8 protein-coding genes, 3 tRNA genes and 4 rRNA genes are annotated in these 15,146 nt (G+C 47.1%); 10 read left to right on the top strand and 5 right to left on the bottom strand.

All coding sequences use genetic code 11. The annotated features are described in order from the left end of the window. Positions 1–350 precede the first annotated feature (350 nt). The 7 genes from ViNHUV68_RS12190 to rrf (ViNHUV68_RS12160) all read left to right on the top strand — a co-directional run bounded on the left by ViNHUV68_RS12190 (position 351) and on the right by rrf (ViNHUV68_RS12160) (position 5,896). Positions 351–1,903: ribosomal RNA gene (locus ViNHUV68_RS12190) — 16S ribosomal RNA — on the top strand. 65 nt (positions 1,904–1,968) lie between these two features. Then, positions 1,969–2,045: transfer RNA gene (locus ViNHUV68_RS12185), tRNA-Ile, on the top strand. Positions 2,046–2,088: 43 nt separating this feature from the next. Continuing rightward, positions 2,089–2,164, top strand: a tRNA-Ala gene (locus ViNHUV68_RS12180). A 297-nt stretch (positions 2,165–2,461) separates the two neighbouring features. After that, positions 2,462–5,352, top strand: a 23S ribosomal RNA gene (locus ViNHUV68_RS12175). Between the two features lie 87 nt (positions 5,353–5,439). After that, positions 5,440–5,556: ribosomal RNA gene (rrf, locus tag ViNHUV68_RS12170) — 5S ribosomal RNA — on the top strand. 99 nt (positions 5,557–5,655) lie between these two features. Next, positions 5,656–5,731, top strand: a tRNA-Thr gene (locus ViNHUV68_RS12165). A gap of 48 nt (positions 5,732–5,779) precedes the next feature. Beyond that, positions 5,780–5,896: ribosomal RNA gene (rrf, locus tag ViNHUV68_RS12160) — 5S ribosomal RNA — on the top strand. The 16S, 23S and 5S rRNA genes sit together here with 3 tRNA genes alongside, the layout of an rRNA operon. Before the next feature lie 85 nt (positions 5,897–5,981). Here the strand turns inward: rrf (ViNHUV68_RS12160) and ViNHUV68_RS12155 are convergent. The 5 genes from ViNHUV68_RS12155 to leuA all read right to left on the bottom strand — a co-directional run bounded on the left by ViNHUV68_RS12155 (position 5,982) and on the right by leuA (position 11,654). Beyond that, positions 5,982–6,764 (bottom strand): DUF547 domain-containing protein, encoded by a 783-nt coding sequence (locus tag ViNHUV68_RS12155; RefSeq protein ID WP_391088335.1) that lies wholly within the window; start codon positions 6,762–6,764, stop codon positions 5,982–5,984. 109 nt (positions 6,765–6,873) lie between these two features. Then, entirely contained in the window at positions 6,874–7,476 is a 603-nt protein-coding gene (leuD, locus tag ViNHUV68_RS12150; RefSeq protein ID WP_038174283.1) for a 3-isopropylmalate dehydratase small subunit, read from the bottom strand. Positions 7,477–7,487: 11 nt separating this feature from the next. Further along, on the bottom strand, positions 7,488–8,888 hold the full coding sequence (leuC, locus tag ViNHUV68_RS12145; RefSeq protein WP_038174281.1) for a 3-isopropylmalate dehydratase large subunit: 1,401 nt from the start codon (positions 8,886–8,888) through the stop codon (positions 7,488–7,490). A 70-nt stretch (positions 8,889–8,958) separates the two neighbouring features. Then, the gene (gene leuB, locus ViNHUV68_RS12140) at positions 8,959–10,050 is read right to left on the bottom strand and encodes a 3-isopropylmalate dehydrogenase (RefSeq protein ID WP_038174280.1); all 1,092 of its coding nucleotides are present in this window, start codon (positions 10,048–10,050) and stop codon (positions 8,959–8,961) included. 56 nt (positions 10,051–10,106) lie between these two features. Then, positions 10,107–11,654 carry a 2-isopropylmalate synthase gene (leuA, locus tag ViNHUV68_RS12135; protein WP_391088332.1) on the bottom strand — a complete coding sequence of 516 codons (1,548 nt, stop codon included), beginning with the start codon at positions 11,652–11,654 and terminating at the stop codon, positions 10,107–10,109. Positions 11,655–12,109: 455 nt separating this feature from the next. Between leuA and ViNHUV68_RS12130 the strand changes: the two genes are divergently transcribed. The 3 genes from ViNHUV68_RS12130 (at position 12,110) to leuO (ending at position 15,037) form a co-directional block, all read left to right on the top strand. Next, the gene (locus tag ViNHUV68_RS12130; protein ID WP_391088330.1) at positions 12,110–12,637 is read left to right on the top strand and encodes a phosphatase PAP2 family protein; all 528 of its coding nucleotides are present in this window, start codon (positions 12,110–12,112) and stop codon (positions 12,635–12,637) included. A gap of 3 nt (positions 12,638–12,640) precedes the next feature. Beyond that, the gene (locus ViNHUV68_RS12125) at positions 12,641–13,687 is read left to right on the top strand and encodes an MJ1255/VC2487 family glycosyltransferase (protein ID WP_038174276.1); all 1,047 of its coding nucleotides are present in this window, start codon (positions 12,641–12,643) and stop codon (positions 13,685–13,687) included. 390 nt (positions 13,688–14,077) lie between these two features. Continuing rightward, positions 14,078–15,037: a transcriptional regulator LeuO gene (gene leuO / locus ViNHUV68_RS12120; RefSeq protein WP_038174274.1), complete on the top strand. Its 960-nt coding sequence runs from the start codon at positions 14,078–14,080 to the stop codon at positions 15,035–15,037. Positions 15,038–15,146: the final 109 nt, after the last annotated feature.

The raw sequence follows: 15,146 nt of genomic DNA, 5'->3' as shown, positions 1-15,146 counted from the left end.
AGAAAATTAATTTGAAAAAGTATTTGACTCTTCAAATTATCTCGCTAGAATTCACCTCCGCTTTGAGAGAAAACATTCTCGCAAAGCAACGCTCTTTAACAATATAAACCTATCAATCTGTGTGGGCACTCGTTGATGATAATCCAATAGGTTATTGCTTAGGCAATGACAGTTTCTTCGGAAACACATTGGGTTCAATGAACTGAGTGACCAATACGAATAGCTACTTGTAGCTATTTGGCACAGTCAATTCATTATCATTCTGTTGGAATGATAATAGCTTTAAAATTACCGTTTACTTTCGAGTAAGCGCAGTTTTGAAGTCAGTATTCATTGAGCCGAAAAAACTTAAATTGAAGAGTTTGATCATGGCTCAGATTGAACGCTGGCGGCAGGCCTAACACATGCAAGTCGAGCGGAAACGACAACATTGACCCTTCGGGTGATTTGTTGGGCGTCGAGCGGCGGACGGGTGAGTAATGCCTGGGAAATTGCCCTGATGTGGGGGATAACCATTGGAAACGATGGCTAATACCGCATGATGCCTACGGGCCAAAGAGGGGGACCTTCGGGCCTCTCGCGTCAGGATATGCCCAGGTGGGATTAGCTAGTTGGTGAGGTAATGGCTCACCAAGGCGACGATCCCTAGCTGGTCTGAGAGGATGATCAGCCACACTGGAACTGAGACACGGTCCAGACTCCTACGGGAGGCAGCAGTGGGGAATATTGCACAATGGGCGCAAGCCTGATGCAGCCATGCCGCGTGTATGAAGAAGGCCTTCGGGTTGTAAAGTACTTTCAGTCGTGAGGAAGGGGGTATCGTTAATAGCGGTATTCTTTGACGTTAGCGACAGAAGAAGCACCGGCTAACTCCGTGCCAGCAGCCGCGGTAATACGGAGGGTGCGAGCGTTAATCGGAATTACTGGGCGTAAAGCGCATGCAGGTGGTTCGTTAAGTCAGATGTGAAAGCCCGGGGCTCAACCTCGGAATAGCATTTGAAACTGGCGGACTAGAGTACTGTAGAGGGGGGTAGAATTTCAGGTGTAGCGGTGAAATGCGTAGAGATCTGAAGGAATACCAGTGGCGAAGGCGGCCCCCTGGACAGATACTGACACTCAGATGCGAAAGCGTGGGGAGCAAACAGGATTAGATACCCTGGTAGTCCACGCCGTAAACGATGTCTACTTGGAGGTTGTGGCCTTGAGCCGTGGCTTTCGGAGCTAACGCGTTAAGTAGACCGCCTGGGGAGTACGGTCGCAAGATTAAAACTCAAATGAATTGACGGGGGCCCGCACAAGCGGTGGAGCATGTGGTTTAATTCGATGCAACGCGAAGAACCTTACCTACTCTTGACATCTACAGAAGCCAGCGGAGACGCAGGTGTGCCTTCGGGAACTGTAAGACAGGTGCTGCATGGCTGTCGTCAGCTCGTGTTGTGAAATGTTGGGTTAAGTCCCGCAACGAGCGCAACCCTTATCCTTGTTTGCCAGCGAGTAATGTCGGGAACTCCAGGGAGACTGCCGGTGATAAACCGGAGGAAGGTGGGGACGACGTCAAGTCATCATGGCCCTTACGAGTAGGGCTACACACGTGCTACAATGGCGCATACAGAGGGCGGCGAGACAGCGATGTTAAGCGAATCCCAAAAAGTGCGTCGTAGTCCGGATTGGAGTCTGCAACTCGACTCCATGAAGTCGGAATCGCTAGTAATCGTGGATCAGAATGCCACGGTGAATACGTTCCCGGGCCTTGTACACACCGCCCGTCACACCATGGGAGTGGGCTGCAAAAGAAGTAGGTAGTTTAACCTTCGGGAGAACGCTTACCACTTTGTGGTTCATGACTGGGGTGAAGTCGTAACAAGGTAGCCCTAGGGGAACCTGGGGCTGGATCACCTCCTTATACGATGATTACTCACGATGAGTGTCCACACAGATTGATGGTTTATTAGTTTTAAAGACGATACTGGGTCTGTAGCTCAGGTGGTTAGAGCGTTCGCCTGATAAGCGAGAGGTCGGTGGTTCAAGTCCACTCAGACCCACCAATCTTCCTGTTAAGGGAATTGGCACACAGTATCAACACCTGATGGGGCTATAGCTCAGCTGGGAGAGCGCCTGCCTTGCACGCAGGAGGTCTGCGGTTCGATCCCGCATAGCTCCACCATCTTTAAGCGCATTAGTGATAGTGTCTTTAGAAATGGTTTCGATAGAAATCTTTGCTCTTTAACAATTTGGAAAGCTGACGAACAACGACCGTGATTGGTGGTTGTTCAATAAAAGTTCTCAAATCCTAACTTACTTTAAAATAAAGGTGATTTAGGTACCAACACACATTCAAGTGTTCTTGGAAACAGCGCAATACGTTGTGATGTTTAATATTTGAGTCCGGCAAAATCGTGTCTGCACATGTATAAAAATGCAGACAACTTTGGTTGCTAACAAAGACCCTTTCGGGTTGTATGGTTAAGTGACTAAGCGTACACGGTGGATGCCTTGGCAGTCAGAGGCGATGAAAGACGTAGTAACTTGCGATAAGCCCAGATTAGGTAGTAACAACCTTTTGAGTCTGGGATTTCTGAATGGGGAAACCCACGTGCATAAGCACGTATCATTAACTGAATACATAGGTTAATGAGGCGAACCGGGGGAACTGAAACATCTAAGTACCCCGAGGAAAAGAAATCAACCGAGATTCCGAAAGTAGCGGCGAGCGAAATTGGACTAGCCCTTAAGCTTTTAATGATGCAGGTGAAGAGTCTGGAAAGTCTCGCGATACAGGGTGATAGCCCCGTAACCGACACATCATAATCAGTGAAATCGAGTAGGGCGGGACACGTGATATCCTGTCTGAATATGGGGGGACCATCCTCCAAGGCTAAATACTACTGACTGACCGATAGTGAACCAGTACCGTGAGGGAAAGGCGAAAAGAACCCCTGTGAGGGGAGTGAAATAGAACCTGAAACCGTGTACGTACAAGCAGTAGGAGCCCACTTTGTTGGGTGACTGCGTACCTTTTGTATAATGGGTCAGCGACTTATATTCAGTAGCAAGGTTAACCATCTAGGGGAGCCGTAGAGAAATCGAGTCTTAACTGGGCGTCGAGTTGCTGGATATAGACCCGAAACCAGGTGATCTAGCCATGGGCAGGTTGAAGGTTGAGTAACATCAACTGGAGGACCGAACCGACTAATGTTGAAAAATTAGCGGATGACTTGTGGCTAGGGGTGAAAGGCCAATCAAACCTGGAGATAGCTGGTTCTCCCCGAAATCTATTTAGGTAGAGCCTCGGACGAATACTACTGGGGGTAGAGCACTGTTAAGGCTAGGGGGTCATCCCGACTTACCAACCCTTTGCAAACTCCGAATACCAGTAAGTACTATCCGGGAGACACACGGCGGGTGCTAACGTCCGTCGTGGAGAGGGAAACAACCCAGACCGCCAGCTAAGGTCCCAAAGTATAGCTAAGTGGGAAACGATGTGGGAAGGCTTAGACAGCTAGGATGTTGGCTTAGAAGCAGCCATCATTTAAAGAAAGCGTAATAGCTCACTAGTCGAGTCGGCCTGCGCGGAAGATGTAACGGGGCTAAGCTATACACCGAAGCTGCGGCAATACAGTTTACTGTATTGGGTAGGGGAGCGTTCTGTAAGCCGTTGAAGGTGAATCGTAAGGTTTGCTGGAGGTATCAGAAGTGCGAATGCTGACATGAGTAACGATAATGGGGGTGAAAAACCTCCACGCCGGAAGACCAAGGGTTCCTGTCCAACGTTAATCGGGGCAGGGTAAGTCGACTCCTAAGGCGAGGCCGAAAGGCGTAGTCGATGGGAAACGGGTTAATATTCCCGTACTTCTTACAATTGCGATGGGGGGACGGAGAAGGCTAGGTGGGCCTGGCGACGGTTGTCCAGGTTCAAGTGCGTAGGCGGAAGGTTTAGGTAAATCCGGACTTTCATAACGCTGAGACACGATGTCGAGCATCTACGGATGTGAAGTCATTGATGCCATGCTTCCAGGAAAAGCCTCTAAGCTTCAGATTGTAAGGAATCGTACCCCAAACCGACACAGGTGGTCGGGTAGAGAATACCAAGGCGCTTGAGAGAACTCGGGTGAAGGAACTAGGCAAAATGGTACCGTAACTTCGGGAGAAGGTACGCTCTTGACGGTGAAGTCCCTTGCGGATGGAGCTATTGAGAGTCGCAGATACCAGGTGGCTGCAACTGTTTATTAAAAACACAGCACTGTGCAAAATCGTAAGATGACGTATACGGTGTGACGCCTGCCCGGTGCCGGAAGGTTAATTGATGGGGTTAGACTTAGGTCGAAGCTCTTGATCGAAGCCCCGGTAAACGGCGGCCGTAACTATAACGGTCCTAAGGTAGCGAAATTCCTTGTCGGGTAAGTTCCGACCTGCACGAATGGCGTAATGATGGCCACGCTGTCTCCACCCGAGACTCAGTGAAATTGAAATCGCTGTGAAGATGCAGTGTACCCGCGGCTAGACGGAAAGACCCCGTGAACCTTTACTACAGCTTGGCACTGAACATTGACCCTACATGTGTAGGATAGGTGGGAGACTTTGAAACCGGTACGCCAGTATCGGTGGAGTCAACCTTGAAATACCACCCTTGTAGTGTTGATGTTCTAACTTAGCCCCATTATCTGGGGTGAGGACAGTGCCTGGTGGGTAGTTTGACTGGGGCGGTCTCCTCCCAAAGAGTAACGGAGGAGCACGAAGGTGGGCTAAACACGGTTGGACATCGTGTGGTTAGTGCAATGGCATAAGCCCGCTTGACTGCGAGAATGACAATTCGAGCAGGTGCGAAAGCAGGTCATAGTGATCCGGTGGTTCTGAATGGAAGGGCCATCGCTCAACGGATAAAAGGTACTCCGGGGATAACAGGCTGATACCGCCCAAGAGTTCATATCGACGGCGGTGTTTGGCACCTCGATGTCGGCTCATCACATCCTGGGGCTGAAGTCGGTCCCAAGGGTATGGCTGTTCGCCATTTAAAGTGGTACGCGAGCTGGGTTTAGAACGTCGTGAGACAGTTCGGTCCCTATCTGCCGTGGGCGTTGGAAGATTGAAGGGGGCTGCTCCTAGTACGAGAGGACCGGAGTGGACGAACCTCTGGTGTTCGGGTTGTCACGCCAGTGGCATTGCCCGGTAGCTAAGTTCGGAATCGATAAGCGCTGAAAGCATCTAAGCGCGAAGCGAGCCCTGAGATGAGTCTTCCCTGGCACTTTAAGTGTCCTAAAGGGTTGTTCAAGACTAGAACGTTGATAGGCAGGGTGTGTAAGTGCTGCGAGGCATTGAGCTAACCTGTACTAATTGCCCGTGAGGCTTAACCATACAACACCCAAAGGGTTTTGATGGACTCAAAGCAAGAATATTGAATGTGTGACGAACTTTTACAGCTTTCCGAATTTTAAGAATTTGCTTGGCGACCATAGCGATTTGGACCCACCTGATTTCCATGCCGAACTCAGAAGTGAAACGAATTAGCGCCGATGGTAGTGTGGGGTCTCCCCATGTGAGAGTAGGACATCGCCAGGCTTTAATTTAGTGTTTGCCTTTTATAAAGGTGAAGACGACAGTTAGAAGAGCCCGTTTGAAAAAGCGGGCTTTTTTAGTCCTCTAGGACGAAAGAAAAATGCTGATATGGCTCAGTCGGTAGAGCGCATCCTTGGTAAGGATGAGGTCCCCAGTTCGATTCTGGGTATCAGCACCACTTATTAAATTTTATGCTTTTGTAACAGCCTAAAATAAAAAGAATTTACTTGGCGACCATAGCGATTTGGACCCACCTGATTTCCATGCCGAACTCAGAAGTGAAACGAATTAGCGCCGATGGTAGTGTGGGGTCTCCCCATGTGAGAGTAGGACATCGCCAGGTTCTTATTTAGACCTCAGCAGCAATGCTGAGGTCTTTTTCATTTCAGAAGCGTAAATAATCCCGTATCGAAGTCTCGATTTTCTAACTATTTCTTTTCGTTTAACGACCAATCATATTCATAATCAACATTTTCTAATGACGATAAAGGTTGAAAACGATAACGATTAATATGTTGTTTAAGTTGTGTAGTATTGCCAAAATCATCCGCAAACCACTCATAAATGGATGAGAGTTGAATCCTCTTATCGAGTTCGAGTACACCTTTGTCAGCGTTAATAAATTCTTTGGCTGCCTGTTCAAGAAGTCTTTCAGTGTTCTCTGCGGTAAATGCTTGAGACTGCAAGTTAGGGCAACCTAAACTGGCGCAGTTGACTGCGTAGTGGGTGCGCGGGTCATTCCAAATCGGTCGGAGAATTCGGTGCTCGATATCATTTAATGTCAGAGCTTTACCATTAATCGTAACGACTTCATCTTCCCATGGTCCAAAGCTAAATAGACCACCTAATTTGGTAATTGATTTAATCGGGTATGCGTCGATGATCAGGCTTACTGTAATAGCATTGTAGAGGTTCACCCAATACGCATATTGCTGCGCTTGGCTTAGCTGCAAAGGATCGTGTTGACTTAGGGTCTCGATGTAACGACTGAGATAGGCACTGTCTTTGGCGTTCACAGCGGCGTATCGAAACAGAGCATAATCCCCCTCTTTAATCAGGTAGCGGTCGAGTAGCGTCTGCCAAGCTTGATGATCAACCATAGTAGTACTGCTTTCTTGACTGCTACTCCAATACGGCCAGGGGACAGATTGGGGCGCAGAAAGTACATTGAATGAGGCGAAAGAAAGTATCAGAGCAAATAGCTTTTTCATAAAGGTTTCCATCTGGAATATTATGTCATTGTAGACCGTAACAGCGACTATTTACTTTCAATAAAAAAGGTTGGCGTTGGCCAACCTTTTTAGTCATTAATCATCGTTGTTACTGCAGGAAAGATGGAATCTTCGTTTCAAATTCAGCGATTTTATCCTCGTGTTGCAGTGTTAAACCGATGTTGTCTAGGCCATTCAGTAAGCAATGACGGCGAAAAGCGTCAATCTCAAATGAGTACTCTTTGCCGTTGGCGCGAACTTTATTGGCTTCTAAATCGACTTCAATCTCTGCACCTTCATTTTGTTCAACAAACAGGAATAGTTCATCCACTTCTTGTTCTGTAAGACGAACGGGAACCATCTGGTTGTTAATTGAGTTGCCGTAAAAAATATCAGCAAAACTAGGTGCGATCATCGCTTTGATGCCGTAATCCGCTAGTGCCCAAGGTGCGTGCTCACGAGAAGAGCCACAACCAAAGTTCTCACGTGCGAGTAAGATGGAAGCGCCTTGGTAGCGTGGTGCATTCATGACAAATTCTGGGTTTGGTTGCTCTCCAGCATCATCAAGAAAACGCCAATCATGGAAAAGATGTTTACCAAATCCCAGACGTGAAACCTTTTGTAGAAACTGCTTAGGAATTATGGCATCGGTATCAACGTTCGCTGCATCTAGAGGGACAACTAAGCCGGTGTGCTGTTTAAATTCTGACATGTTGATTCTCCTTAATCGAACTCACGAATATCGACAAAATGGCCCGCAATAGCAGCAGCGGCTGCCATGGCAGGGCTAACTAAATGAGTACGACCATCACGCCCTTGGCGTCCTTCAAAGTTACGGTTTGATGTTGATGCACAGCGCTCTTGTGGACCTAAACGGTCATTGTTCATTGCGAGACACATTGAGCAGCCTGGCAGACGCCATTCAAAGCCTGCTTCTTTAAAAATAGTGTCCAAACCTTCCGACTCGGCTTGGGCTTTGACCTGTTCTGAGCCTGGAACAATCAGAGCCTGAACGTGTTGAGCCACTTTTCGTCCTTTGGCGATTGCCGCCGCGGCGCGCATATCTTCAATGCGAGAGTTGGTACAAGATCCGACAAATACTTTGTCGACTTTATAGTCAGACAAGGATTTACCCGCCTCTAGTCCCATGTAAGCGAGCGCTTTTTCTGCAGATGTCTTTTCTACTGGGTCAGCAAAACTTTCCGGCGAAGGAATTGGTTGGTCTACTGCGATCACCTGCCCTGGGTTCGTCCCCCAAGTGACCTGAGGTTTGATGTCGGCGGCGTTGAGTGTTACCACTGCATCGAACTTGGCATCACTGTCGGTCTTGAGGGTTTTCCAGTACTCAACCGCAGCGTCGAAGTCGCTATCTTTAGGCGAGAAATTACGACCTTTGATGTAATCAAATGTGGTTTGGTCAGGCGCAATAAGGCCAGCTTTAGCGCCTAGCTCGATCGCCATGTTACATACGGTCATGCGACCTTCCATTGTCAGGTCAGTAATCGCCTCACCACAGAATTCAACCACGTAACCAGTACCGCCAGCTGCTGTAGTTTTGCCAATGATGGCGAGCACGATATCTTTCGCGGTGATGCCAGAGGCAACTTTGCCTTTGACTTCAATTTTCATGGTCTTGGCGCGTGCTTGTTTAAGCGTTTGCGTGGCTAGAACGTGTTCAACTTCTGATGTGCCAATGCCAAAGGCTAGTGAGCCAAAAGCACCGTGTGTAGCAGTATGTGAGTCTCCACACACAATGGTCATGCCAGGCAGGGTAATACCTAGCTCTGGGCCCATCACGTGGACAATGCCTTGATATTTGTGGTTAAGATCGTAAAGGGTAACGCCAAACTCTTCACAGTTTTTTGATAGCGTTTCCATCTGGATACGTGCCATCTCTCCGGAAGCGTTGATGTCTTTGGTTTGTGTTGAAACGTTGTGGTCCATCGTTGCAAAGGTTTTACTCACTTGACGAACTTTACGACCCTTTTCACGTAGGCCGTCGAACGCTTGAGGCGAAGTGACTTCGTGTACTAAATGGCGGTCAATATAAAGAATCGGGGTTTCACCCTCAGCGGCGACGGCGACGTGAGCGTCGTAGACCTTTTCGTATAATGTTTTACCCATTTCACTATCCTGTGTATGGCTGCTGACAACGGCTTATCAGCAGCGAATAATTATTATGAAATTAATTTATTTAAGAGTTTAAGATGTATGCTGCGATCTTGTCGCCCATCTCTGATGTCGATAATGCTGGCTTATCACCAGACAGATCGCCAGTCAGCTCACCTGCTGATAACGCTTTAGAGACCGCGGTTTCAATATCTTGTGCTGCGTCTTCTTCGCCCAAGCTGTAACGTAGCATTAGTGCTGCCGAAAGAATTTGAGCCACTGGGTTTGCAATGTTTTTACCCGCGATGTCTGGGGCACTGCCGCCAGCAGGCTCGTAAAGGCCGAACTGACTTTCGTTTAGGCTAGCAGAAGGCAGCATGCCCATTGAACCTGTGATCATTGCACACTCATCTGAGATGATGTCGCCGAAGATATTGGAACATAACATAACGTCGAACTGAGCTGGGTCTTTGATTAGCTGCATTGTTGCATTGTCGATGTACATGTGCGACAGCTCAACGTCTGGGTAATCTTTCGCGATCTCTTCAACCACTTCACGCCATAAAATTGAGCTCTGCAGGACGTTTGCTTTGTCGATGGAGCAGACTTTTTTATTGCGCAAACGTGCTGATTCAAAGGCGATTTTTGCGATACGCTCAATCTCAAAGCGATGGTAGATCTCTGTGTCGAACGCTTTCTCATTTGCGCCTTCACCTTCGCGACCTTTGGGCTGGCCGAAGTAGATACCACCAGTTAGCTCACGTACGACGACGATATCAAAACCATTGCCGGAGATATCGGCACGTAGAGGCGAAAATGATTCTAAGCCGTGATGGATTTTTGCCGGGCGCAGGTTACAAAACAGTTGGAAGTGTTTACGCAGTGGAAGCAATGCGCCTCGTTCTGGCTGATCGTTTGGCGCAAGGTGTTCCCACTTTGGGCCTCCGACGGAACCGAATAGAACAGCATCGGATTCTTCACACGCTTTGATGGTGCTTTCTGGTAATGGGCAACCGTGGTTATCAATCGCAATACCACCGACATCGTGCTCATCGCGTTCAAACGTAATCGCGTGTTTCTTTTCAATCGCATCTAGCACTTTATGCGCTTGAGCCATTACTTCAGGGCCAATGCCATCACCAGCTAGAACGGCAATTTTGTATGATTTGTCTGTCATGTTATTCCTTTAATTTTTCTCTTGCCCCAGAGTACTCACGTCCCCAGAGCCTCTTTTTATACTGTTGCGATTTTTTTTTGTTTGATCTCTGCGATCTCATCGGCACGATGAATGCTGTTGATGACGTGCAGTAGCGCTTGACCTGAGGCTTCAACAATATCGGTTGAAACACCAGTGCCGTGGTATTTTCGGCCCTTATAGTTAGCGATGATGTCCGCTTGGCCTAAACCATCTTCACCTTCGCCTTTAGCGGTCAAATCAAACTTATCTAGCACAATATCATAACCCGTAACACGATAGATACATTGGTAAAGCGCATCCACTGGGCCGTTGCCAACCGCCGCTTCAGCGAGCTCTTCGTCGCCACATTGGATTTTGATGCTAGTCGTGGCCATCACGCTGCCAGATTGCACGCTTAAGTAGTTCAATTTGTAGAAGTCATCTTCTTCGCGTAAGTTGGCGAAATGCATCAGTGCTTCAAGGTCGTAATCGAACACTTGTCCTTTACGGTCAGCCAGCTTCAAGAAGTCATCGTATAAAGCATCAAGATTGTACTCTTCCTCTTTATAGCCCATTGAATCCATATGGCTCTTCACCGCAGCCCGGCCACTGCGACTGGTAAGGTTTAGCGCTTTGTTTTTCAGGCCAATCGATTCTGGCGTCATAATTTCGTAGGTATTTTTGTTCTTTAGCATTCCATCTTGGTGGATACCGGAAGAGTGACTAAAGGCATTGGCACCAACGATGGCTTTGTTGCTTTGAATGGGCATGTTGCAAAGCTGGCTAACCAGTTTACTGGTACGGTGGATCTCGTCGTGTTTCAATCTAGTATGCACGCCGAGTAGTTCTTGGCGGGTCTTGAGGATCATGGCGATCTCTTCTAGTGAGCAGTTACCTGCGCGCTCGCCAATGCCATTGATAGTGCCTTCGATCTGACGAGCGCCGGCTTGCACCGCTGCAATCGAGTTCGCAACCGACATGCCAAGATCGTCATGACAGTGCACGGAAATAATCGCTTTATCGATATTCGGTACGCGATTGAAAAGGGTTTGGATAATACCGCCAAACTCACTTGGTACTGTGTAGCCTACGGTATCTGGAATATTAATGGTACTCGCGCCAGCATTGATCGCGGCTTCAACCATACGGCATAAGTTATCAATCGGTGTACGACCAGCATCTTCACAAGAGAACTCAACATCGTCGGTATATTGGCGGGCGTGTTTAACCGCTTTGACGCCCATCTCGACTACATCGTCGTAGCTGCGGCGTAATTTATCTTGAACATGTACTGTCGAAGTAGAAATAAACGTGTGGATACGGAACTGGTCGGCAACTTTGAGCGCTTCGGCTGCGGCGTCAATGTCTTTTGCGACCGCGCGTGAAAGTGCACAGATTCGGCTATTCTTGATATTTTTGGCGATGGTCTGGACGGACTCAAAATCACCAGGCGATGAAACAGGAAAGCCTGCTTCAATGACATCAACGCCGAGCCTTTCAAGCGCATAGGCAATTTGCAGTTTCTCTTTAACCGTCAAACTTGCTGACAACGCTTGTTCGCCATCACGCAAGGTGGTGTCGAAGATAATGACTTGATCGTTCATGCTTACTTCCTTAGTGATTTGATGTATTTAACATCAGTTAATCGTTTACTTCCATTGCTTAGCTACAAGCTAGGTATAAAAAAACCCGCATCTGAGTGCGGGTTCTGTGTCATTCTGTGTGGTTATTTTTCTTCCACAGCCTACCCGCGCGGTTTGGTCACGATAAGGAGGAGGCGCAGCAGGAGAGAAAAACGATTGATCATTGTTAACGATTCCTATTCGGGCGTTAAATAAACCACAAAATTAAGTTAACAAATTAGTACCGCACTCAACTCGCAACGTCAACCCTAAAGTTGTTTTTTATTCATCTAAGCCGAGTTAACGGTGGGCATTCAACAAAATCGGCAGTTCTATATGAATTGACGCGTGTCATCGAATCTCCGCTAAACGTTCACCAATCTGTCACTCGACCCAATTAAGTTTGAAATTCACATGGTCGATACCAGGAGACGGTTATGCGTTCTATCGAACCTATTGCCAAGTTTGATTTGGCATTCTCTCTGTTTTGTTTACAGCACAAGTTTGCCCATCCAGCGTCACGGATAAGTAAAGCGGTTTCTCATACTGGAGATGGACATCTTTATGCGATGTTTGGCGTGATGGCTTATTGGTTTGGAGGACTCGAAGGCAAACAGTTTCTGATCGTAGGCTTACTCGCCTTTAGCATAGAACGGCCTATCTACTGGCTGACTAAAAACCTTTTCAAGCGTCGTCGTCCACACGAGCTATCGCAGTTGGTTACCTCATTTGTGACCCCTTTTGATCGTTATAGTTTGCCGTCTGGGCATACCGCCGCCGCGTTCTTAATTACTACCGTGGTCAGTGTTTTTTATGCTGATGTGGCACTATTCGCGTATCTATGGGCGATCTTGATCGCAGGCTCTCGAATATTACTCGGAGTACACTTTTTTACCGATGTGGTATTGGGGGCATTACTTGGTATCGCTTGTGCTCACTTGGCGCTGTCGGTCATGGGAGTCTAGTGGATGAGAATACTCTACGGGGTACAAGGAACAGGCAATGGTCATATTGCGCGTGCTCGAGCGATGGCAGGTCATTTAGTCGATCAGGGCTTTGATGTGGATTACCTATTCAGTGGACGTGAGCGGAGTAAGTATTTCGCTATGGCGCCGTTTGGTGATTATATGACAAGGCGCGGTCTATCATTTGTCAGTGAGAAAGGCCAAGTCAGTTACCCTAAAACCATACTGAGCAATAATTTGTGGCAGTTTTGGCGAGATGTCCAACAGCTCGATCTGCGCGGTTATGATCTCGTATTGAATGATTTTGAGCCCGTTTCCGCTTGGGCGGCTAAATTGTGTGATATCCCGACGATCAGTATCAGCCACCAAAATGCGTTTCGTTACCGTGTTCCGCTGAAGGGCGCGAACTGGATCGACAAGCAAGTGATTCATCACTTTGCGCCTGCTCAGTATCATATTGGTCTACATTGGTATCATTTTGACCAGCTGTTACTGCCACCGATTGTCAGCACGCCCGAGGCCAATGTCGGTCAAGACTCATTTGTTTTAGTCTACTTACCATTTGAAAGCATGGCTGATATTACCGATCTCTTGGTTCGATTTACTACTCAACATTTTGTTTGTTTTCATCCCCAAGTGATTGAGCCGAGCACTATTGAGAATATTAATTGGATGCCACTCAGCTTCGATGATTTCCACCGCTACCTCACCCGATGTAAGGGGGTGATTGCTAATGGTGGATTTGAGTTACCTTCCGAAGCGCTAACGCTTGGGAAAAAATTACTTTTGAAGCCGTTGAGTGGTCAGTTTGAGCAAGTCAGTAATGTCGCGACGTTAGAAGATCTTGGTTTGGCAACTTGCATGGATTATCTCAATGCCTCGATAGTGCGTAATTGGTTAGATGAAGCCAGTGCCGAGAGCGTTGGTTATCCGGATGTCGCCGCCGCTATTGCCGCTTGGATTAAACAAGGTCAGTGGGAGGATCAGACGAAGTTGTGCCAAGAGTTGTGGGAGAAAGTCGATTTTCCAAGCTATGCGACTTATCTTTAATATCCACTCAGCTTGCCACATACTGCCCCATTCATTGATGCTATTTCTGGATTGAATAGCTTATTCATAAGCCAGGATCATAACTAGAGATATAGATCGCTCTATCAGAATAATCGCAAATTATTATATATATCTATAAATAGTTCGGCTTTATATTTTTTTATGATAAGTCTAACTGTATGTTATTAAATGCTAATTTTAAACCATAGGTAAAAAATACTGATTAATTGTCAATCTTATTGCTAAGCGCTAAATGATTCGTAGATAGTAATGATTCGTCACGACACATCTAACAGATAAATACAAATAGATAGATGAAGCACAGGTTTCTATTCCAACCAAATGTCGAATGACTAAACCATATGTTTAAGAATTAATGAGGCTTTGCCGATGATTGACAAAAAAGAGTCCATGAGTGCTATCGCTAGCTACCGAATGGAAAGCACTCTGCGTGGAGTAGATTTAAACTTATTGACTGTGTTTGATGCTGTCATGCAAGAACAAAATATTACCCGTGCCGCGCACAACTTGGGGATGTCACAGCCAGCTGTGAGTAATGCCGTTGCGCGTTTGAAAGTGATGTTTAATGATGAGTTGTTTATGCGTCAAGGCCGTGGAATTCAGCCGACTCAGCGAGCTCGTCAACTGTTTGGACCGGTTCGCCAAGCGCTGCAGCTTATCCGTAACGAGTTACCATGTTCGGTGTTTTCTCCTGAAACATCGACTCGTCTATTTAAACTAGCGATATGCAGTCCGTGTGATATGCGTTTTGCCCCTAAAATTATGACGACGATTCATGACACAGCACCGAATGTTCAACTTCATCTTGATGCTGAGTTTGACCGTCATTTAGCAGAACGTATGCGCTATCAAGAGATTGATTTTGTGATTGATTACGCTCGTTTTGATGAGCAAGGCTTCTCAAGCACTGAGATTTTCCAAGACGAGTTGGTGGTGGTTGCGTCTAAATCACACCCTCGTATTCAAGCCAATGTTACTCCTGAGCTCCTTGTTAGTGAGCGACACGCTAAACTATCGAAAGTACATGGCCAGCGTAGCTTCTCTGAGCAAGCGTATCGTGATCTCGATGTACAAGCGTATTATGAAGGCACAAGCTTAAGCAATGTATTGTATGTTGTTGGCCAATCCGAATTAGTCACGATAGCACCACGTTGGATGGTTGAAAATGCCGCCAATAAAGAGCAGTTACAAGTGTTAGAATTCCCATTTGAAAATGGCCAAATTAGTGGGTTCCTAAGCTGGCATGAGTCGAGTGAAAAGGACAAAGGTCATATCTGGTTGCGTGATCAACTGATGATGATTTGTGGCGACGTGGTAGCATTAAAATAGCCGACGCCAGCGAACGACTTTTAAACCTTGGATGGCGTGCGCTATTCAAGGTTTTTTACTATTTATATTGATAACTTTGACGCCCATCAGTTGCCTTTTTTAATGCGAA

The sequence above is a fragment of the Vibrio sp. NH-UV-68 genome, assembly GCF_042940635.1.
GTDB lineage: Bacteria > Pseudomonadota > Gammaproteobacteria > Enterobacterales > Vibrionaceae > Vibrio > Vibrio pacinii.
Note: the sequence above shows the minus strand (reverse complement) of the source record. Positions and strands in the feature narration are given on the sequence as shown.